Origin of the sequence: Paraburkholderia sp. UCT70 (assembly GCF_050434085.1) — a bacterium.
Classification (GTDB): domain Bacteria; phylum Pseudomonadota; class Gammaproteobacteria; order Burkholderiales; family Burkholderiaceae; genus Paraburkholderia; species Paraburkholderia tuberum.
The window spans coordinates 255109-276212 of record NZ_JBNPVZ010000001.1 but is presented as its reverse complement, the minus strand read 5'-3'; the positions used below and the strand labels follow the sequence as shown (position 1 = coordinate 276212).

Annotated in this window: 13 protein-coding genes and 4 pseudogenes; 11 read left to right on the top strand and 6 right to left on the bottom strand. The window is 59.7% G+C overall.

Annotated elements, in window-relative coordinates; translation table 11 throughout:
* The first annotated feature begins 401 nt into the window (after positions 1–401).
* From OKW41_RS01380 to OKW41_RS01365, 4 genes are all read left to right on the top strand, one after another.
* On the top strand, positions 402–2681 hold the full coding sequence (locus OKW41_RS01380) for a filamentous hemagglutinin N-terminal domain-containing protein (protein WP_429571282.1): 2280 nt from the start codon (positions 402–404) through the stop codon (positions 2679–2681).
* Between the two features lie 593 nt (positions 2682–3274).
* Positions 3275–3763 carry an SRPBCC family protein gene (locus tag OKW41_RS01375; protein WP_429571281.1) on the top strand — a complete coding sequence of 163 codons (489 nt, stop codon included), beginning with the start codon at positions 3275–3277 and terminating at the stop codon, positions 3761–3763.
* A 281-nt stretch (positions 3764–4044) separates the two neighbouring features.
* The gene (locus OKW41_RS01370; RefSeq protein WP_429571280.1) at positions 4045–4881 is read left to right on the top strand and encodes a sulfurtransferase; all 837 of its coding nucleotides are present in this window, start codon (positions 4045–4047) and stop codon (positions 4879–4881) included.
* 737 nt (positions 4882–5618) lie between these two features.
* A complete protein-coding gene (locus OKW41_RS01365) occupies positions 5619–5882 on the top strand; it encodes a hypothetical protein (protein WP_429571279.1) in 264 nt (87 codons plus the stop codon).
* A 6-nt stretch (positions 5883–5888) separates the two neighbouring features.
* Here the strand turns inward: OKW41_RS01365 and OKW41_RS01360 are convergent.
* The 4 genes and pseudogenes from OKW41_RS01360 to OKW41_RS01345 form a co-directional block, all read right to left on the bottom strand.
* Positions 5889–6332, bottom strand: a pseudogene (locus tag OKW41_RS01360) (IS6 family transposase); the annotation flags it as partial.
* Positions 6333–6514: 182 nt separating this feature from the next.
* On the bottom strand, positions 6515–7285 hold the full coding sequence (gene istB, locus OKW41_RS01355) for an IS21-like element helper ATPase IstB (RefSeq protein WP_429571187.1): 771 nt from the start codon (positions 7283–7285) through the stop codon (positions 6515–6517).
* On the bottom strand, positions 7282–8916 hold the full coding sequence (gene istA / locus OKW41_RS01350) for an IS21 family transposase (protein ID WP_429571188.1): 1635 nt from the start codon (positions 8914–8916) through the stop codon (positions 7282–7284). Before istA ends, istB begins: the two co-directional genes overlap by 4 nt.
* Before the next feature lie 869 nt (positions 8917–9785).
* Positions 9786–10046 (bottom strand): annotated as a pseudogene (locus tag OKW41_RS01345) (IS6 family transposase); the annotation flags it as partial.
* A 77-nt stretch (positions 10047–10123) separates the two neighbouring features.
* Here OKW41_RS01345 and OKW41_RS01340 point away from each other — a divergent pair.
* Entirely contained in the window at positions 10124–10858 is a 735-nt protein-coding gene (locus OKW41_RS01340) for a hypothetical protein (RefSeq protein WP_429571278.1), read from the top strand.
* Positions 10855–11871, top strand: a complete 1017-nt coding sequence (locus tag OKW41_RS01335; protein WP_429571277.1) for a hypothetical protein — start codon at positions 10855–10857, stop codon at positions 11869–11871. The genes OKW41_RS01340 and OKW41_RS01335 overlap by 4 nt, the downstream gene beginning before the upstream one ends.
* Here OKW41_RS01335 and OKW41_RS01330 read toward each other — a convergent pair whose 3' ends face one another.
* Both OKW41_RS01330 and OKW41_RS01325 read right to left on the bottom strand, forming a co-directional pair.
* Positions 11872–12960: a trypsin-like serine peptidase gene (locus OKW41_RS01330; RefSeq protein WP_429571276.1), complete on the bottom strand. Its 1089-nt coding sequence runs from the start codon at positions 12958–12960 to the stop codon at positions 11872–11874.
* Between the two features lie 400 nt (positions 12961–13360).
* Positions 13361–13655, bottom strand: a pseudogene (locus OKW41_RS01325) (DDE-type integrase/transposase/recombinase); the annotation flags it as partial.
* Between the two features lie 362 nt (positions 13656–14017).
* Here OKW41_RS01325 and OKW41_RS01320 point away from each other — a divergent pair.
* The 5 genes and pseudogenes from OKW41_RS01320 to tnpC form a co-directional block, all read left to right on the top strand.
* Positions 14018–15625, top strand: a complete 1608-nt coding sequence (locus tag OKW41_RS01320; RefSeq protein WP_429571275.1) for a S10 family peptidase — start codon at positions 14018–14020, stop codon at positions 15623–15625.
* A gap of 224 nt (positions 15626–15849) precedes the next feature.
* The gene (locus OKW41_RS01315) at positions 15850–17628 is read left to right on the top strand and encodes a hypothetical protein (RefSeq protein ID WP_429571274.1); all 1779 of its coding nucleotides are present in this window, start codon (positions 15850–15852) and stop codon (positions 17626–17628) included.
* Entirely contained in the window at positions 17625–19394 is a 1770-nt protein-coding gene (locus OKW41_RS01310; RefSeq protein WP_429571273.1) for a PQQ-binding-like beta-propeller repeat protein, read from the top strand. The genes OKW41_RS01315 and OKW41_RS01310 overlap by 4 nt, the downstream gene beginning before the upstream one ends.
* Positions 19395–19434: 40 nt before the next feature.
* Positions 19435–19914, top strand: coding sequence for a hypothetical protein (locus OKW41_RS01305; protein ID WP_429571272.1), 480 nt, complete (start codon positions 19435–19437; stop codon positions 19912–19914).
* Between the two features lie 140 nt (positions 19915–20054).
* A pseudogene (gene tnpC / locus OKW41_RS01300) lies at positions 20055–20828 on the top strand (IS66 family transposase); the annotation flags it as partial.
* Between the last annotated feature and the right edge of the window lie 276 nt (positions 20829–21104).

Below are 21104 nucleotides of genomic sequence, written 5' to 3'. Positions count from 1 at the left end.
CGAAGGGGGCACTTTGATCAACGCGGTCGTATGTCGCCAACAAGACCGCTGTCCGCGAGGGGGCGCGCGTTCGCTCAGCGGACAGAGGTCGGCCATGAAGCGTCATTCACCTCCTCCGTCGGCGGACAGTCAGACGTCGCATCCGCATTGCAAACGGTCATCGACCTTCGCCGGGAACACATTGCCCGTCGAGCAGTTTCGAGCCGATTTCGCAAGCGCGTCAAAAGGTCCCACACGAGAAGCGGCCACAAACGGCGAGTCAAGTAGGCGCAAAAAGCAGAAGTATCGGCATGCATTCGCGATTCCAGCGGCTATTCTTCAGACGCTGCGACTAACGCGTTTCAGGTCGGCTCCGCGGGTCGTCGTCAGCCATTCCGCGCCCCGCGCGGAAAGGGGGTTGTATGTCAAATCCAAAACTACCTCGGCCCGCGCTACTACGCGCACCGCGCCGTGGCCAGTCACACGGACGCCGGTGGCTCGTCATCGGTGGCGCGCTCACCGGACTGTCCTTTACCCAGGCGACGCTCGCGGCGGGCACACTTCCACGAGGCGGCACTTATGTGGCGGGCACGGGCACGATAGCCAGCAACGGGAACGGTCTCGTCATCACGCAACCCGGTTCGACGCGCGGCGTGATCGACTGGAACAGTTTTTCGATCGGCAGGCACAACAGCGTGATGTTCGATAACGGCTCGGGCGCGACGCTGAACCGGGTAACGGGCGGCTCGCCGTCGGCCATTCTCGGCAGGCTCAGTGGAACGGGAAGCCTCTATGTGATCAATCCGCAGGGCATCGTTGTGGGCCCATCGGGCGTGATCAGCACGGGCGGCCGCTTCGTCGCGTCGACGCTCGATGTCTGCAACTGTGCATTCATGACCGGGAGCAGCCCGCTTACATTCTCGGGCGACTCCGCTGCAAGCGTAATCAACCTGGGCAAGGTCAGTTCGAGCGGCGGGGATGTGTTCCTGATCGCACGGCGTGCCGCCATCAACGCGGGCACTATCACCGCACCCAACGGTACGGCGGAACTGGCTGTCGGCGAGACGGTGTTGCTGCAGGACTCGACGAGCAGCCGGCAGGTGTTCGTGCAGACGGGCAGTCAGGGCACCGTGGTCAACAGGGGGCCCATCAACGCCGCGCAGGTCAGCCTGCAGGCCGCCGATGGCAACGTGTATGCGCTTGCAGGCGGCGGCACGCGCATCCGCGCGACGGGCACGGCAAGCCGCGACGGCCATGTATGGCTGGTCGCCGACAGCGGCCGCGTCGAGCAGCTCGGCAAGATCGCCGCAAGCAACGCGGACGGCAGCGGCGGAACGGTCGATACACAAGCGGCACAACTGACGTTCGGCAGGCACGCGGTGGTCGATGCAGGCCAATGGAATCTCTCGACGCCCGCTTTCACCATCGATGATGTCGCAGCGCATGCGTTGCAGCGCAGTCTGATCGCGGGCACTTCGGTCGACGTGACCACGACGGGCGCGAACGGCGCAACGGGCGACCTCGGCGTCGCGTCGAGCCTGCGCTGGTCCGGTCCGGCTTCGCTCACGCTTGCCGCGTACCACGATGTCTCGGTAGCGACGGGTACGACCATCGCGAACTCCGGTGCGGGCAACCTGACGTTGCGCGCCGACGCGTCGGGAATTGACAACGGTGGCAGCGTCATCAACAACGGCACGATCGACTGGTCGAAGAGTACGGGCATCGTCAGCGCGCTCTACGATATGAACGGTAGTTACAGCCCCGGCACGCTTGTCGCCAATCCGGTATGGAGCGCACCGCTTTACAGCGGGCTCGTGACACAGATAACTGGTTATCAACTCGTCAATTCGGTCACGGACTTGCAGAACATCCAGAACAATCTGGCCGGCAATTACGCGCTTGGCAAAAACATCGACGCGAGCAACGCAGTTTTTACCACGCTTGGCTTCTATCCCCATCCCGGCCCCGATCCCGGCAGGCCGTTCACCGGTCAGTTCGACGGTAGATTCAATATGATCTCGCATCTCTCCCCGAGTGAGGACGCGGTATTTGCCGATATAGGCTCAACGGGTGTTGTCCGCAATCTGAACCTGGAAGAGAACGTTACGGCGACCGAGAGCTTCGGCACTGGCGCCGGGATGTTGGCCGCCGCCAATCACGGCACGATTGCGAATGTCTTTACGTCCGGGTCAATGGTCGCGACCTCCAGTGATTCCGGAGATGCGTTCGCGGGCCTCGTCGGCACTAACTACGGGCTGGTCGCCCGCTCGGGCAGTAATGCCACGGTCACCGCCGACGGAACTGCCGCCGGACTCGTCCTCGAGAATCAGGGTGCCATCACTGAGTCGTACTCGACAGGACCAGTCACCAGTTTCTCGTCGCACGGCGGCGCAGGAGGGCTGATCGCAGACGGCAACGGCAGGATCACGCAGTCGTATGCGTCCGGCCCCGTGCATTCGTTAGCCGGCTTCATCGGCGGCATATGCATAGGCTGCGCGCCCGATAACGATGTCTATTGGAACGTGGAGACAACAGGGCAAGCTTCGAGCGGCGGCGGTCTGCCCGCGGCAAACGGGCTCACATCCGCACAGATGAGCAATCCAGCCAGCTTTGTGGGCTGGGACTTCAGCCCGAACGGCCCGTGGGTGATGCCGAGCGGGGCCACGCAACCGGTTCTGCGCTGGCAAGTCACCGCGCAGTGAATGTTGGTGCCCCGGCGCGCGCCGGGGCACCTTAGGCTCTCTTTCGATAAGTTTGAAGAGCCTCGCAAGCGGAGACGGTCGCTTACCATTGACCGGATGATCACCACGCTCAGGGTGGACTGGTGGGAAACCACGCAGCACTACTCTTCAGACACGGCGACCCCAGGTACGCAGATGTAGCCTTGGCTGAGGCGCTTGGGTCCAAAGGCTCTTGCGATCGGTGTCGTGCTTCTGGACTGGAACCACGCACAGGCCGGCGCGGCTCTCGGTTACCGAGTTATCGCTAATGCGCGGAACCGGTTTCCTGAATGGCCGGACCCCGCTTGGCAACGGACGGCTGTCAGCCCCAAAGTCGAAGGTCTCTTTGGGGTCGGCCTGAGGCGGTCGCGTCAGGCAGCAGTCGGCGGGATTGGGCTGAGGTGAAACCTTTGGCCGTCTGCTTTCGTGCACTGGTCGGCTGCCTCTAGCTGTCCTACGTTGCAGTTTGCTCGACGAGATATCGACCGAAGGAAACGCATGCCGTTTCGCCGATGATGGCAAGTGCAGTGAGCATCTGACAAAATCTCTAGAAGAATACTAACAATGGAGGCAGCTTGCGGACGGTCGAATACCGCTTTTCCACCATTTGGCGCATCGATGCGCCAGCGCAGGAAGTTTGGGCGACAATCCATGATTCGGCGCGATGGCCCGAGTGGTGGGATAACGTCGAGCGGGTGGACCAGCTAGAGGCTGGGTCCGATCAGGGCGTCGGTGTCGTACAACGCTATACGTGGAAAGGCTGGTTGCCCTATCGTCTCGTGTTCGATATGCGGGTGACGCGCGTCGACCCGTTGGTCGCGCTGGAGGGGGAAGCCAGTGGCGACGTCGAAGGCGCCGGCCGGTGGAGCTTTTCGACCGACGGACGCAACCTTACCGTGGTCCGTTACGACTGGTGCGTGCACACGAACCGCGCATGGATGAATGCATTGGCGCCGTTGCTAAGACCGGTTTTCCAATGGAACCACGATGCAGTAATGCGCGAAGGCGGCGAGGCGCTAGCGCGGCGGCTGGACGCGCGGCTGCTCGGCATCGAGCATCGATGAATCCAGCGCGGCAATGGATTGAGCGCTGTGCAGCGGTTCCCCCTAACCTCGATGGTATCTCTTGGCATCGAGGCAGATGATGCGCTTGAGATGATGGAGCAGACTGAAGTTTGAACCCAGGCGCCGCCGGTTGGCGATCGACCGTCGGTCGCTGTCCGGCCAATTTCGGCCACTCGACGCCTCGACGGTAATCGTCAACAATCGGTCTATTAGCGCTATGGCCGCGAGGCTACTGCAACATTCGAAAAATCGACCTCTATAAATTCGGACTAGACGACACTATGGAACCGCTTGTTTCTGTTGCCTGGTTGCGAAAAAACCTGACGCGACCGGACCTGATCATCCTGGAAGCAGGACTGCCATCGGCCGTATCAGCCGGCGCAGCACCGCCGACTGAGGACGAGGGAATGCCGGGTTCTATATACGTTGATCTCAACAAGTATTTCGCAGACGAGGATCAAGTTTTACCTCACATGCTGGCGGCACCCTGCAAGTTTTCGGAGGATGCGCGGGCGTTAGGCGTAAACCGCGACCATACGATTGTCGTATTCGATAAATTTGGCATTTACGCAAGCCCGCGGCTGCGGCTGGCATTCAAGGCTATGGGCCACGACAAAGTCGCGGTGCTTGATGGCGGCTTGCCGGCTTGGCGAGCGACCAGTTCCGCCGGCTACCCTCGTGCATCTGACGCGTACCGACAGCCGGGCAATTTCGTCGCAAACTTTCGATCACAAGTGTTTTGCGACGCAGAATTTGTTTGCGAAGCGATGCAATCCCCCGACTATGCGATTGTTGATGCGAGGTCTTCGGGACGATTCAAAGGAACGGCTCTTGAGCCACGAGCGGGCTTGCGTGGCGGACATATTCCTGGCGCAGTAAATATGCCCTTCGACTCGGTACTCGATCAAGGAGTTATGCGTTCTGCGGACGAATTGCGAACTATCTTCGATGGGCTTTCTTTGGCATCAAAGCGACTCGTTTTTAGCTGCGGTTCCGGAGTGACGGCGTGTGTTCCCGCTCTAGCGGCAGAGGTGATCGGAGTAACTGATATCAAGGTTTATGACGGGTCTTGGTCTGAATGGGGTGCCCGACGTGACCTGCCAATAAGCGTCGACTGATGTGGCCCAGTCCCGCTTACATCCCAGGGGAAGCGGAAGGCTCATTGGTGAACTTCAGAGTCGACTCGAGCAGAGGTAGCCATCACGCCGGCCGAACGTCCGTATAAGAGAAATGTGAGAGGCTATATTGGGTCCGGGCTGCGACCTCCCCACGGCACCGAGGGTCGAGACAGCATCGTCGGTCGGGGTGCGGCCATGAGCGGCCGGTCGAGGTTGTCGTCCAGTTTGGATAGCCTAGGTCTCGTCCGCCCTCGCTCAATGGCCGGTCTCCGGCGAGCGAATTGCGGGTGGCACTGCCTCAACTCGGCCATGAATGGACGTTTACTGTTACGTTTCGCCTGACTCGCCCGTCTGGATTACCCCAACTCAGCTCGGAACTAGAGTCCGTCGTTTCCGATTTGATGCGGGTGACCGGATGCACGGCACCTGCTACAACGCCGACGCAAACAATCGCTATGCCGAAAACCTGAGAACACGCCTGTTCGCACTTCATCGTCTACACTTTTCTGAACGACCTGAATTCTCGCGACCATCCCGCCTGTTTTGAGAGCGCTCTATAGGCGCTCCCCTCCCGTTTAAGGCGTTACTCCGTTCAAAACCCCGGAATAGCCTAGGTTATTGCTTAGGCAAATCGCTGCAGGAGGCCGGCCTAAAGTCAGCGCGGCTTTATTTGGTGTGAGAGCTCACGCCGTACATCTACTGTCGACAACACTTCGGACAACGGTGAGGAGAATTTCATGATCGCACGTTCTGTGATGGTGGCATTCCTTTTCGCCGTGCTGGACGGATGTGGAGGTGGTAGCGTTGGCGGTGCTGAAAACGGGCCGGGGGTGGTCCTGACCCAGGTGGTCAACCCGGCAACGGGTGCGACTCTCGTTGTAAACGCGCCAAACAATCCCCTGAATGGCACGGCAGTGACCATTCCGCCCAATGTACTAGGGACGACCCAGGGTTCTGTCGCAATAAGAAAAAGTGCGTTGAACAATGGCCCGCATGATTAGGACTACTTATACGGCTAACGAGTAGAACTGCTCCGCGGGAGTCTGTCCGATGCCGCAGTCTTTCATCTGCCCTTTGGCGATCATATGCATAAGTTCAATGCCGCTTAACAAGATGCGCGCACAACGAAATAACTTGAATCCCAACATGAGTCGGGTACGGCGCTTTATCGCCCGATGGTCTTGTTCCACGATGTTGTTGAGATACTTGACCTGGCGGATCTTGATAGGCGTCTCACGCTCGGCGTTCACGGCGTGCAGCCCGGCCAGATTGGCACCACTCTTGTCGATGGTTACGGTTTCAGGCACGCCATTCTGATCGATGGCCTTCTCGAAGTACCGTCGGGCCGCTTCCTTGTCCCGCCTGGCTCGCAGCAGAAAGTCAACCGTGTTGCCGGCCTTGTCGACGGCGCGGTACAGATAGGTCCATTGCCCCTTGACTTTGAGTGGAGTAAGAGACAGGGCGTAGTCGAACTATTTCCCGGCCTCTCCTCCCCGAACCGGACGTGCGCCTCTCAGCGCATCCGGCTCTCCGCTGAAGTGTCGTTCTAATCGAAGGCCCGGACGGTCACTTCAAACTCCTCCACTTGTGGTCGCGCAAACTCCTCCACCAGGCAGCAGGACAAGGTTGTTTTTTAGCTCGCTTTGGTTTTGCGCGCAAGGGTTTCAGCAGCCTCCTTCAGGCGGTAACTGCGGCCGTCGAATTCGAGCGAGTGGCAGTGGTGCATGAGTCGATCGAGAATGGTGCTACTCATGGTGTTGTCGCCGAGATACGCGCCCCAGTCCTGCACGACGCGGTTGGACGTGACCATGGTGCTGCGGCGTAGCTTGTATCGTTGATGAACGAGGGTTTGCAGTAGCGCACCAGCGGCATCCGGAATCGATCGTGACAGAAACAGGTCGTCCAGAATCAGTAGATCGCAGTCGAGAATGTTGCGCAGACGTTTCTCCTGCTGGTCGGGCTCGCTGAGACTGAAACGCGCAAAGAAGTCGTCGGTCTCAAGATACTGGACCTTATAGCCTTGCAGAACAGCCTGGTTGGCGACGGCCTTCGCGATGTGCGATTTGCCAGTACCAGGTTTGCCGATGAGAAGCGCGTTCTCGCCGGCCGAAACGAACTTCAGCGTTCGCAACTCCAGGCACGCCTGACGCGGAAGTTTCGGATTGAAGGACCAGTCGAATTCGGCAAACGTGAGCTTTTCGTCAAGCCCGGACTGCTTATGCCGACGCTCGATCAGCCGGGACTGACGACGGTCCAGCTCGTCTTGCAGAATTATCGAGAAGGTTTCGAGGAACGGTTGATTTGCCGTCTGTGCCTGCAGTACGCGGGTCTCCAGCGTGTCGCGGACGCCAGACAGGTGGAGCTGTTTGAGCGAACGCTCGATTTCGGGCATCGACATGGTCATTCTTTGTTCTCTCCGGTGGTCAACGACGATTGGTTGAGTTGATGTCGCGCGCCGAGACTGAACAGCTCGCCGTATTCGGCCGCTGGACGGATTAGCGCGTGATCCTGGGTAAGAGGCAAAGCGAGCTGGGGCGCCTGATCAAGCTGCTCCAGCGCGCGCTCGAACAATCGTTCGACCAGTCCGCGAACCTGTTTGTAGGATTGCAGACGGTACTGCAGTGCCTGGCTGCAGGCTTGCTCAACGATGCGGGCCGGGTATCGCTTCGCGAGACCGACGATGCCCCACATGCCTCGCTGGCCAATGCGTCCCTGGGCGTCAAACATCTGCTGGCAGAGTGCTTTCGTTTGCGGCCCGATGTCGCCTGCGGCTGAGAGCAGGAAGGCCGTTTGCCGGGACGGGTTGAACGGACGCTCGTCCTCGGGCAGTAGCAATTGACCGGGCTCGGTGAAACGCGGGTGAATGCGTAACAGCGCTTGTGTCTGTCGATCCCGAACTTCAATGGTTGAATCGAAGACGCGCACCAGCACCGTGCTGCCTATCGCAGCAGGACGAGCTGCGTACCAGCTGTGGTCGATCCGAATGGTTGTATCGTCGGAGACAGTGCGAACGACCTGTTTGAAGTAGCGGAATCCAGTCAGCGGCAATGCCCGCAGGTGCGGCTTCTCCTGCTCGAACATCGACTCGACCTGACGGCGGGCGCGTCCATGCAAGCGCTTCGATGCCCAGTTAGCCTCCCAGCGTACAAGGAACGCGTTCTGCTCTTCGATTGAATCGAAACTCCTGCCGCGCAGTGCGGTGCCCTGCGTATGCTGGATCGCGCTCTCAACCGTGCCCTTCCGGTTCGGATCGCGGACGCGTGCAGGATCAGCGACCACGCCATAGTGCTCGAGCATCGCGGCATAAAGATGATTGATCTCCGGCTCGTACAGGTCCGGTGTGATAACCCCTTCCTTGAGGTTATCGAGGACGACGTACTGAACACAGCCACCGAAATAACGGAACGCTTCTTCGTGCAGTCGCGCCCACGCCTCCTGGCTGGATTTCCAGACAACCCGCCGGAAACTGTGACGCGAATAGCGCAACGTCATCACAAATAGCCGTGGTCGCCGATAACGTCCAGTCTTCGGATCGCGGGTCAGAGCGCCCTCCCCATAGTCAACCTGGGCCTCCTCGCCGGGCAGGAAATCGAGCCGGTCGAATTGCTCGGGATCGATGTGTCGCAGTGCGCGCACGAACCGTTTGACGCTCTCGTAGCTCGCAGCAAACGAGAACTCGTCGACGAGGTCCTGATAGATGGCTTGGGCGTTTCGCTGCAGACGAACCTGTTCTTCGATCCATTGCCGGTGAGGCTCGCACAACGATCGGGCAAAATCGAAGTTATGCGGCTCGGCGGGCGTGGCCTGAAAAGCCGGTGGTCGCGGGGGTGGAGGAGTTTGATCTGAAGGGCGCGAGCCGATGGTCGCGGGGGTGGGGGAATTTGCGGGCGCGGTTGCGCGTGCAGCGAAGATCGCCGTGTAGCGGCGGATCGTCTTGCGGTCGATTCCAGTGATCCGATGAATCTCGCGCTGGCTCTTGTTGAGTTCCAGCAACGTGAACACCGTACTTTGCTGATGCGGCTTCAAGACGTTCAACTCCCACCTCCCGGGCTGGCCAAGGAGGTAAAAATAACGTCCTGCTACGTGGAGCGATCGGCGACGTCGGTCTGCTCAGATCGGACCGCAAGGTGGAGGAGTTTGAAGTGACCACACCCGGAGGAGTTTAAGTGACCGCCCGGGTCGAAGGCGACACCATGCCACCGTGCCACCAGTTTGCTTTGCATTTCACTGATTATCGAAGGTCTTCACCTCACTACAGTCAGTTAATCAACCAGGCAAACCACTTCAACTGCCTCCCTTCGCCATGTAGCCGGCTTTCCCGGCCTCGGACTACTACGGAGGCTCCGCCAGCTTGCACATCATCGGGGGCACACTCCCTTAACATCTGTGCAAGCCTTCCCCAGTTCACATGCTGGACTCAAACGCACGGGCGAGGCTGCCTGTCGCAGTCTTTATCCTTGCTTGCCGCAAGTCGTCGCGAATACCACGGCCTAGCTGCGCACTCTCCATGGCTCCCTGCTGATGGGCCTACATATCCAGTCAGCATCCGCGTTGCCGGGCCGTACATATGATCGGCAACGATCCGCGCCCTGCCTGTTAAGCGGTGTAGGCAGGGGTGACGATTCAACCCTCAGATGCGTTCAAACAGGTTCGTGTTCCTCAACCGTCCCATGCTCAGCCTGGAGGCTCATCTTGGCGTAACCGCTTCGCCGCAAGCCCCGTTTCCCACGGACTTCGTCACCTTGCCAGTGTCAGCAAGTCACCGCCGCTTCGGCTCACTTTCTCTCGCAGCAGAGAAAGGGCATACCCCGGTACTGCAACGACAACTTCTCCGGGTTTTGCATTCCAAACATGCTCAAGCAACTTCACCCCCGTGCAGGCAGGCTACGTTGGCTGGGCGTACTGTAGGTCTCGTCGACACGCCAGCTCTTGCCGACCGGGCGCTTGCAGCGGCGGAACGCCTTTTCAAGCACCGGCAGAAGCTTGATGGCCCACCGGTGAACGGTCGAATGATCGACCGCGATCCCGCGTTCGGCCATCATCTCTTCCAGATTGCGCAAGCTCAGCGGGTAGGCCACATACCAACGCACGCACACCAACATGATCTCAAGCGGATAGTGCAACCGCTTCAGCACCTTGGCTACCGCCGGACTGAGCGCTTTCATTGTCGTTCACATCATTCTGTAAGGTCCCCCAGCATACCAGCCGCCGCTATTGCGACGGAACCGACACGACTGCACACGTGCTGCTCTTCCTGATGGCACTTGGATACCGAGGCGCCAGCGTTGAGCGGGCTGCTGCCTGCCTTGCACGACATCAGGATTCCGCTTCAGGCGGAGTGCGCACTTATGCCAAACCTTACCCCATCCTGCGCTACATGCGGCTAGGGGCTCATGTTCGGCTCGCTGGGTGGTGCCGCGCTCACCTCGAAGTGACGGCGACGGCCGGGCGTGCATTTGCTTTGCATGGTAACGGCTACACTGCCGAAGCCGAGGCGGCCTGGCAGTACGTGAGGGAACGGCAGAGTGATGACGGATCCTGGCCTTCGTACTGGTGGAATTCGAGGCACTATCCCACACTTCAGGCGGTTGAACTGGCCGCGGTGATGCAAGAGACGAGAGTGGTGAGACGTGCTGCGGCGTGGGCCTGCAGTCTGCAGCGGCGCGATGGCTCATGGTGCCGACCCAAATCGGCCTTTGCGACGGCGTCGTCCCTCTCAGTGCTTGCTGTCGCAGGCAAGCACAAGCACTGTCGGGAGCGCGCGATCCATAGCCTGAATGCGATGCGGGAGGCCGATGGCGCCTGGCCGTCTCATGCACAGATGCGCGTTCCACCGCCGTGGGTCACCGAGCCCGACGATTGCCGCGCATGGCGTGTCGATGGATTGGGCACCGGTGTCGTCGTCCATGATCAGAACCGGCTTTTCACCACGGCCTTGTGCCTGGGTACGCTGGCGCGTACCGAAGGGGAATCATGACGGAACTGCGATCCCTCGTCACCGAGGTCCTCGACGACGCTGGCGTGCTGCTCCCTCCACATCGGGAGCAACGTGTGCGCGAGGACGCTTTCTTCGCTGGCCGCCGCCTGCTCCCGAAGGCGCTTGGGGATCCTGATCTGCTGAGAGAGGCCGCAGTGTCGTTGGGCCTTGCCGAACCTGCACTCGTACGCATCCTCGGACTCGGCTGGCAACAAACGGATGGATTGGCCTTGCTCGCCGGAACATCAGCGTCGATGCGGCCGCAGGTCTGCCATGCGGGCGCACTCTTCAATCTCGGCATCGTCCTATTCGATCTGATTGTGGATCGCTTTGCCGATCGCGCAAAGCTCTTGAACCGGAATGTTACGCCGCTGTTTCTCGTAGAACATCTCCGCGGGACGAAGCCAGCGCCGCAGGGCAGCGGAGACGCTGCGATCGACGCGCTTACCGCGCTAATCACAGAGTTCCTCGCCCGATGTAGGCAGTTGGGCAGCAACCGTCGTGAACACTCTGCTCTTGCTGACCAGTTACACGCCATGTACATTGCCGAGTGCGAGTCCAGTGCGACCCGCCGCGACTGTTCTAGGCCCACGATCGCCGTGTGGCGCTCTCTGCGGCGCAAAAGTGCGGTTCCGATCACCATGTTGGCACGACTTGCGTTACTGGCCTCGCCGAACGGAGAGCGTGAGCGCCGGGCGGCAGCAATCGCGTCGGGCCGGCTAGCCGGTCAGGCGATCTGGATCGTAGACGACTTGGCCGATATCCGCGAAGACTGGGCGGCAGGCGGATGGAGCCGACCACTGTGGTGGCTCGCTCGCACCGGTGGCAGCACGCCCGGCAGCCCGCAAAAGGTTCTGCGGCATGTGGTGGACAACGGTATCGCGGATGCCGAGGCGCGCCGCCTCGCACTCAGGCTCCTCCAGCTTCGCCGGATCGCCGATGACTATGGATCGGCTTTCGTTCAGTCCTTCCAGGCCACTGTCCAGGCTTGGCTGGAGGAACTACCGGGCTGATTAGGCTGGCCAGTTGCCACGTGCCCAACTGAGCAGGTTCGACAGCGCGCCTCCGCCCGCTGCGATATTGTTGTCCTCGCCGCCAGTCCAAGATGGCCCGGAGATGTTCTCGTGGCCACTGCATGTCCCAACGACATAGGGGAAACCGTCGTCCCAGAAACCCCAGAACGGGCCGCCAGAATCGCCGCTGGCAATGTCGCCATGGTGCTCAAGTTCCAGGCCGCCGCTATCGGAGTCCTGGTCGAGCACGGCAATTCCTGCCTGATACGACGGGCTGTTCGCCGATGCAATATCGAACGGGTAACCCGCAAGCCACCAGTAGGTGCCCCCGGTCCAGCTGTCGTCGTAGGTTTTCCAGCCAAAGTAACCCAGATGGACACCGAGCGGCTCGTACAGCCGGAGCACTGCGTAGTCAACGCCAGATAGCCCACCGCTGTATCCCTGGAAGTCGGAAACAAACGAGATGGCGCCAGGTCCGTCGACCGGCGAGCCGTTGTACATTCCGGCCGTGAAGCGCATCTTCCAGGTACCCGGCGCCGCGTTGGCTGGTGGGACATGACCTGCCGTGAGTACGAGCCGGTCTCCTATGAGCACGCCACTGCCTGACGATGTGGGGTTGTCGGCGTCAGCATTCGGATAGACATCGACCCTGCCGATACAGTGCCACGGATAGCCGGACGGATAGAACACCCTTCGATCGTCGGGTCCATAGAGAAAACTCTGGTTCACCGGGACTATCCGCCGCCCCCCCGAACCGCGAAGGTATTTCCGCGTTGGCCTGGCGCCGATCTTGGGGTGATATACCAGCGGGAACCAATCCGGTTTGAACGGCTTGCCTGCCGCGGCTGAGGCGGCGGTTGTCCTTAGGGTCTTCGGGCTCACGCGGTCGCCGCTATTACCAGCGAGGCCGATGATTGTCGACGGGGGCAGCGCCAGTCGCAGACCCGCTTTGGTCTGCTTCGTATCACGCAGCGCTTTTTGAAGCTCCTCCGCAAGTTCCTTTGGCCCGCCCAACGCGAGCTGCCGGGTAGACAGCAGGGCAGCAGTCGCTGCCGGCAGTCTCTTTGCTGCGGCAACGTTGTCAAGCAAGACGATCTCGTCGATCGAGAGCGGGGGTTTGCTGGCCTTTCGGTCACTGCTCTTGGTCCGTTGCCATGCGGGCCTCCTGAGTATGAAGATGTCGCGCGATCGTGAGTACAACCCTTCGGTCAACCAATTTAGTGAAATAGATCGCAAACTGAAGCTTCCAACCGATTGCGACGACGGTGTTTCACCTATGCGAATTGCATCGATTCATCTCCCTTTCCGCGCTTTGAGGCAAAGAGCACTGCCTTACTTCCCTTTTGGGCGGACAGGCTTCGCGAAGTATAGAAATTGCGTTTCTGAAAGCCAAGAAGTTCGGGCTTGTCGGGTAACGACGAGCTGACTTTTTCGAGTTTTGTCGCGGTAAGGATCAGGGCGGGAGCGAAATCTATGTAAGAAGCACTGCTCATATTACCAGGTCATAGTATTGCTCCGCGGCGGTCGGATGGGTCCCGCGTGCAGATTGCATTTGTCCTTTGGCGATCGTGTGCATCAGTTCGATGCCAGCCAGTAGGATCAGTGCACAGCGAAAAGTCTTGAATTTGCATGGGCCGCGTGCGTCGCTTTATCGTCCGATGATCCTGTTCGACCGCGTTATTGAGATATTTGGACTGACGGATCTTGATGGGCGGTTCACGAGCGGGATTGATCGCTTCGACCGCGGCGAGATTGGCGCCGCTCCTGTCGCTCGTCACGGGGTCAATGCAACGTAACTAGCCGGAAGCAGTTTACCTGTCGGTAGGAACAAGAACGGAGACAAACGTAAATCCCCTTGGAATCGACGCGCGCTTTCCTATACTTCGCGACATTCCCGCAGAAAAGATTAAAAAAAGGAATCCGGATCGTCCTACGTTTACCTGACCGACAACTTCGCAATCGGCGATTCACGAATCGCGGCGATCGGCGTGAGAACCCTTCGCATCGCTCAACGCACGTCGTGTCACGGATGAAGCACGAAAGGGTCCCGACGCGATCGTGTCGCAACCCGGTATGTGTTCGTGCGCCCGTTTTTCGCTCCAGGCCCAAAGCGAGCACACGTCGGCAATGAATAAGGAGATCTTCGATGAGCACAATTGCAGAGAAGGAAGTCTTTCCTGACGAACCCCTTGCGGACACCACCCCTTATGCATACGGTCCAGACGATTCGATCAGCGATGCCACTGAAAATGCCGCGGTCACTCACCACACACTGAATGTCAACGGAAAGTCGATTGCGTACACGGCGCGAGCCGGTCACCTTGTGACGACCGACACCTACAGCTCACGGTCGGGCGCGAAACTGTTCTACGTGTCGTTTACCGCCGACGATGCGACGCCATCCACGCGACCTGTGACATTTTTCTATAACGGCGGACCGGGCTCGTCATCGGTTTTTCTGCTATTAGGTTCTTTCGGGCCGAGGCGGATTCAAACGAGCATGCCGGAGTTCACGCCACCGGCGCCATACACGCTCGAAGATAATCCGGACAGTCTGCTTGATCTCACGGACCTCGTGTTCATCGATCCCGTTGGCACGGGCTACTCGACCGCGATCGAGCCGCACACCAACAAGGATTTCTGGGGTGTCGATCAGGATGCAGGCTGTATCAAGCAGTTCGTCAAGCGTTATCTGACTGTCTTCAACAGGTGGAACTCTCCAAAGTACCTGTTCGGCGAATCATATGGGACACCACGTACGTGTGTGCTCACGTGGATGCTGCACGAGGACGGCGTCGATCTGAACGGGATCGTGCTGCAGTCTTCGATTCTCGATTATTCGCAGGCAAGCAACCCGATTGGCATCTTGCCGACCTATGCGGCCGATGCATGGTTCCACAAGAAAGTAACCACGTCACCCGCTCCGGCGGATCTGCCCGGCTTCATGGAGCAAGTGGAGGCATTCGCGACGGGGCCGTATGTTGATGCGTTGAACGCCTTCCCCAATGTCGCACCTGACGTCCTTCAGACGATGAGCGACATGCTCGGCATTCCGGCAATGGTCCTGAAATACTGGCAGCTCAATCCATCAATGGGAAACGGTTCGGCGTTCCTGACGAGCCTGATGCTGGACGAAGGGTTGGCCGTCGGCGCTTATGACGGTCGCGTGACGGGCGAAGACACCGGCATTGCGGAGTTCATCGCGCCCGACTCCGGCGGCAACGACCCGACAATGGCAGCGGTGAGTGGCGTCTACACGGCGATGTGGAACCTGTACCTCAACGACGAATTGCAATACACATCCGTTTCTCCGTTCATGGACCTGAATGATCTGACTTTCGAAAACTGGGATTTCAGCCATGTCGATCCAACGGGAGCGCAAAGGGGTGGCGCTGGTCTCTATACCGCTGGAGACCTGGCTGCTGCGATGGCCGTCAATCCTTACCTGAGGGTGTTTTCTGCGAATGGATACCACGATGCGGTGACGCCATTCTTCCAGACCCTGATCAATTTCCAGAACATGCCGCTCGACAGCGCGCAGATCGAGAGCAATCTAACGTTCAGTAATTATCCGTCGGGCCATATGGTTTATCTCGACAACGCGTCGCGAACGGCCATGAAAGGAGATCTTGCGTCGTTCTATGGAAATGCGCAGGCGCATGTCGAGGCGATCAAGGCAAAAGTCAAGACTGAGCACAAGGCCATAGCCGGCGCCATCAAGTATCGCAAACGTTCGAGCCGCACGCCGTACTGAACATTTCACAGAACAATCAGCATGAAAGTCGATCATTGATGGATATCTTGTGTCTGGGCGCGCTGTGACTATGTCGCGAACGTCAGGCGACTAATCCTGATGATCGTCGCACTGTTGCTTATGGGGCCGGGTCGGTCTGGCCGCGCTCAGCCAACGCAAAGGACGTTTCTGCCAAACGCCGTGATCAATGGCTGGAGCACCAGCGTGCTTGCAGGAGAATCATTATGGGCGTGGCACTCATCGCTTGGGGCCGTTTCGTGAAAGGCGGCGAGAAAGTCACCGTTCCTGCGCCGAGCACTGAACCGGGTGCGCCTTGGCTTTGGGACGTTCTCGCAAGCGCGGCAGCGGACCTGCGTCGAACCGGGTTCACCGCCCTCCAACTGCCTCCAGCGAGCAAGGCACAAGGCGGCGAAGGCGCCGGATGCGATGGCTACGGCGTTTTCGACCCGCGCGATCTCGGAGTTAAACTCCAGCAGGGAAGTATTCCGACCCGCTATGGAGGCGCCGACGCATTGCGTCGGATGGTCGCGTGCTGTCATGCCGTCGGTCTGGATGTGTACTTGGATATCGTTCTTCACCAACTCATGGGCGAAAACGGTGGCCCCGGTACTTTTCGCTATCTGGGCGCGGATCGGCATACCTTTAACGGTCGTGGGCGGATGGAGCCGGGGTGCTTCCGCGGCGGTACCGGGAACCACGATCCCATCCCACCGTTTCGTCCCGAAGACGCCGTACCAGCACCTAAGGACGATTTCCCTTTCGGGAGAGAGAAGGTCTATCAGAATTGCGCGCCGCCCGGCTACACAATCGATGATGCGCTCGACTTCGGGGACTGGCTCTTCCGAACCACGGACGCGGACGGCATGCGATTCGACGACGTAAAAGGCACATGGGCACCGTTCGTGTCGCAGTTTATGCGTTCGGGGGCGATGGCATCGAAGTTCGCTTACGCAGAATACTTCGATGGCAATCCTGCGTTGCTCGACGCATGGGTAACTCAACCGCCGATGCAGTCACGCTCGCTGGTCGCGGATTTCGCACTGCATTGGGCGCTTCAGGCCGCCTGTGACGGTGCAAATGTCGCGGCGCTCGACGGCGCGGGCTACGCGAGCCGCAATCCTTTTCTTGCCTGCACCTTCGTCGATAACCCTGATACAGATACGACGCCGGGCGAGCAGATCATTTCCAACAAGATGCTCGCCTACGCGTTTCTGCTGACCACAGAGGGCTACCCGTTCGTCTACGGCAAGGACTATTTCGGCAATGATGTGTGGCCTGGTGCCTATGGTCTCAAGCCATGGATCGACAACCTGATCTGGATCCACGAGAAGCTTGCGTTCGGGAATACGGTCACGAGGCATCTGGACGGTCATGTAATCGTGCTCGAACGCATGGGGTATCCCGGCCTGCTCACAGCGCTCAATTTTGACCCGACGAGCGGGCACACAATTGTTTGCGAAACTGCGTTTGACGCAAACGTGAGCTTGCACGAATACACGGGCAAGCATCCAGACATTCAAACCGATGCGCAAGGACGTGTGAGCTTCGCGATCCCGTCCAACGCGTATCTTTCGGGACAAAGTTATCTTGTGTTTTCACGGTCGGGATTTGACGCTGGGTTTCAGTTCCAGCCGCGCACGACGTCACAAACTTTTTTCGGAGCTGAAGATCTCGATATACCTGCTCTAAGAAACGGCGCAGTGAACGCATCGCGGGTCTATGCCGGTTTGCGCAGCCCGATACACGCGGTTCTCGAACCCCCGAATGGGGCAGCGTGGGTGCAAGGCGCTTCGATAGCGCTCGAAATTGCCGCGCCCGATGGCGGCGTGATCGCGAGCAAGACTATCCACCATGGCGAGCCGGCGGCGGCGCTCGTGGCGATCACTGGCCAGCAGGGATGGCACACACTGAGTGCGCACCCCTCGGGGCTTGCAGGTATGGTGCCCTATGAACTCAAGGTCACCTATCAGGGCGCGCAACATCTGGAGGAGAGTCGGCCATGAACGTCTCAGTTACGACCCGCTCGTTCGACAGTGCCCGCACGGGAGCACAACTTGACGAGAGCATTCTGACGCCTGAGGCAGTGCGCTCGCGTGGCATCAAGCAGGCGCACGTGCTTAAAACGCCGGACGATCCGCGGCACGAAGCACAGCCGCTTTATGTCGCCGGCGCGCAGATTGCAGGCGGCACGCATGACCTGATCTTCCAGGCAACGATGGGAAACTGCGTTTACGCGTGGGATGCCGATACGGGGGCGCAACTCTGGCAGACCCATCTCGGCACGCCGATCAACGAAGCAGTTGCAATAGACGAGCACCCGATCAACGTGCACTGGGGCATCCTGTCGACGCCCGTCATCGATCTCTCGACGAACCGCCTCTACGTGTGCTACTGGTCGACCGAAAATGGAAACTGGGCCGATGGACGGCACTACCTCGCGTCGCTCGATATCGCGACTGGTAAGCAGACACATTCCCCAATTGCTTTCGAGGGCGTGACGTTTGACCCGGGCCATAACCTGCGTCCGCTCCAGTTCAGATCGCGGGAACGAAAGCAGCGCGCAGCGCTTGCGCTGGTCGACGGCACGGTGCTCGTGCCTTTCGGCACCGTTGCCGAAACCGACGAAGAAGCGCGCGGCTGGCTGATCGCGGTAGATACCCACACCTGGAAACAGACGGCGTCCTGGTGCTCGACGGCGCGTGGGAGCGGAGGGGGGATCTGGATGAGCGGATCGGGACCGGCCATTCAAAGCGACGGCTCCATCTGGATCGTCACGGGCAATGGAGAGTTCGATGGCATCGTCGATTTCGGCGAGAGCGTAGTGCGCCTTCGCTATCTAGCGCCGTCTGCAAAGGACGCGAACGGCAAGTTCGAGGTGACCGGGTGGTGGACCCCATGGACGGATGATGGGCGCATGGGCAAGAACCCGGGCGGCGAAGCTGTCGCCGCCCTGTTGCCCAGGCGCGTGCCGTCAAATTTTCGCGTGGGACCCTATCTGGCGAGCCTCGGGATGGAGGCTGTGGACGAGACGTGGAGCGATCAGGATCTCGGTGCCTCGGGCATTGTTCTCATCGAGGAACTCGGCATTGCGCTCGTTTCCGGAAAGGATGGCATTCTTTATACGGTCCGCCTTGATGAGCCTGGCAATACGAGTCAGGCCGATCTCGCACCGGCTCACGTGGCAGCGAATTTTGCGAAGCTGGCCGCTCCGCCCATTCTCTATACCTACTACGATCCCTCGGTCAACCCGGCGCCCACCGATCCAGCTGCTCTTAACGTATATGCTGCACACCGGAGTCACCATCTGCACGGCACGCCGGTCGTCTGGAAATCGGCAACGCGCGGATGGATGCACTATTGCGGCGGCGAGAACGGCAACTTGCGCGCATGGCAACTTAATCCAGACAAGTTGTCGGTGTACCTCGCATGCAGCGAGGTCTATGCGTCAGCGCAGTGCACGGATCCTTATGGGGGTATGCCGGGATGGAGCATCGCGTTGACAGCCAACGGCGGCGAGGCAGCCATCGTCTGGGCGATGGTGCCTTACGGGAATGCCAATACAACGATTACGAATTCTCGCCTTCTCGCCTACGATGCTGAAGCTTTCGGGCGCTACGCTGACGGAAGCGGGCAGCTCGTGCCGCTATGGGACTCGGAGGACTGGAACTGGAATCTGCTGCACCCGAAGTTCAACCGGCCTATCGCAGTCGACGGCCGGGTGCTGGTGCCGACATACGGCGGCGAGCTGCTGGTCCTGACCCTCGCCTGATTGAACATCGTCCGGTTGTATACGTTCTTGGGAGCGACTCATGAACAACCCTGCGTCGATCTTCGTCCTGGGACTCGACAGCTCTGTCTGTTGCCTCGTCATTGGCGTGACAACGCTGGGCTGGAGCACGAGGCTCAAACTAGCGCTTGCGTTTGGTATGTGGGATGCCTGTGCATCGGTCGTGAGCGCTGCGTTTGGCCCCATGCTACCTGCGCCTCCGAGCTTGGTGGTCTGGATATGCTGTGCAGTGCTGCTCGGACTCGCTGCGCGCCGTTACCGGGGGTGGATCAATGTGCTGCCGGCAGTGCTCAGTCTCGACAATCTTGCGGCTGGCGGCGGACTGAATGATGCAATTGCCGACGGCGTCGGTAGCGCGACGCTTGCGCTATTCGGGCTATCAGTCGGCGCGATCCTGTTTAGGCTCATCTCGGGCACCTGGCCATGCCCGTACGAGACGGACATGCCGCAATGGTCCGCGCCTTGCGGGAGAACGGAGATCTGGCCGGTACCGCGCCAATGAGTGTATGCGGCTCGTCAGGGCCGTTCCCCGCTTCACGAGAGACAGCTTCATGATGTGAGCTGATTCGTGAACGAGGAGGGTTTGCCGAGATGTCGGAGAGCGCAGCGAAAGATGGCCGCCCCAGGCAGGGGCATCGTGTGGTTCCTGTCCTCACGCCGGGCAACCAGAAGACGACAACCGGTCGATTCTGGGTCTATGTGCGCGACGATCGCCGCTCGGGCTCGACCGATCCTGCTGCAGTCTGGTTCTCGTACTCGTCGGACCGCAAGGGTGTTCATCCGCAAACCCACCTCGCCAACTTCGAGGGAATCCTGCAAGCGGATGCCTATGCAGGTTTCGATAAGCTGTACGCGAACGGCGACATCCACGAAGCGGCATGTTGGGATCACGCGAGGCGGTACATCTATGACGTTCACGTACGCACGCCGACTCCGGATACCCAAAAGCTGCTCGAGATGATCGGCGAGCTCTACAGCATCGAAGCCGACATTCGCGGCAAGCCTCCCGATGAGCGGTTGCGTGTGCGGCAGGAGAAGAGCAAGCCTCTGCTCGCCACGTTCGAATCGACGATCAGGGCCAAGCTGGCGACGCTGTCGAAGAAGTCTGCGCTCACGGGCGCGATCAACTACTCGCTGAACCGCTGGGCGGCGCTCATGTTCTACTGCGAGGACGGCCGCGCCGAAATCAGTAACGTGCTCGCAGAAAATGCCCTGCGTTGTGTCGCGTTGGGCAGGAAAAACTACCTGTTCGTCGGCTCCGATAATGGCGGTGAGCGGGCGGCGGCGATGTACAGCCTGATCGGAACGTGCAAGCTCAACGGCATCAATCCGCGGGCCTATCTGAAATACGTCCTGACTCACATCGCAGATCACAAGATCAATCGCATCGACGAACTGCTTCCCTGGAACGTGGCCGACAAACTGAATCGGACGCTGCGCCCATGCCCACCGTTTGACCGGGTAGATCCAGATAGATCGCGTCCACGATCGCCGATCATGGGCACGATCACAGGTGATCTATCCGGACCTCCCCACGCCCTCACATCATGCCCTACGCGCGCGCGAATCGCGGACCGGCCCTGCTGAGCCGCTTACCCAATGAGTTCACGTTCATATCGTCGATCCCGGAAACCATGATGTAGTGCCGTCCTTGGCGGGACAGTCGGCGACTGATCATTGAAAGCTCTCTCA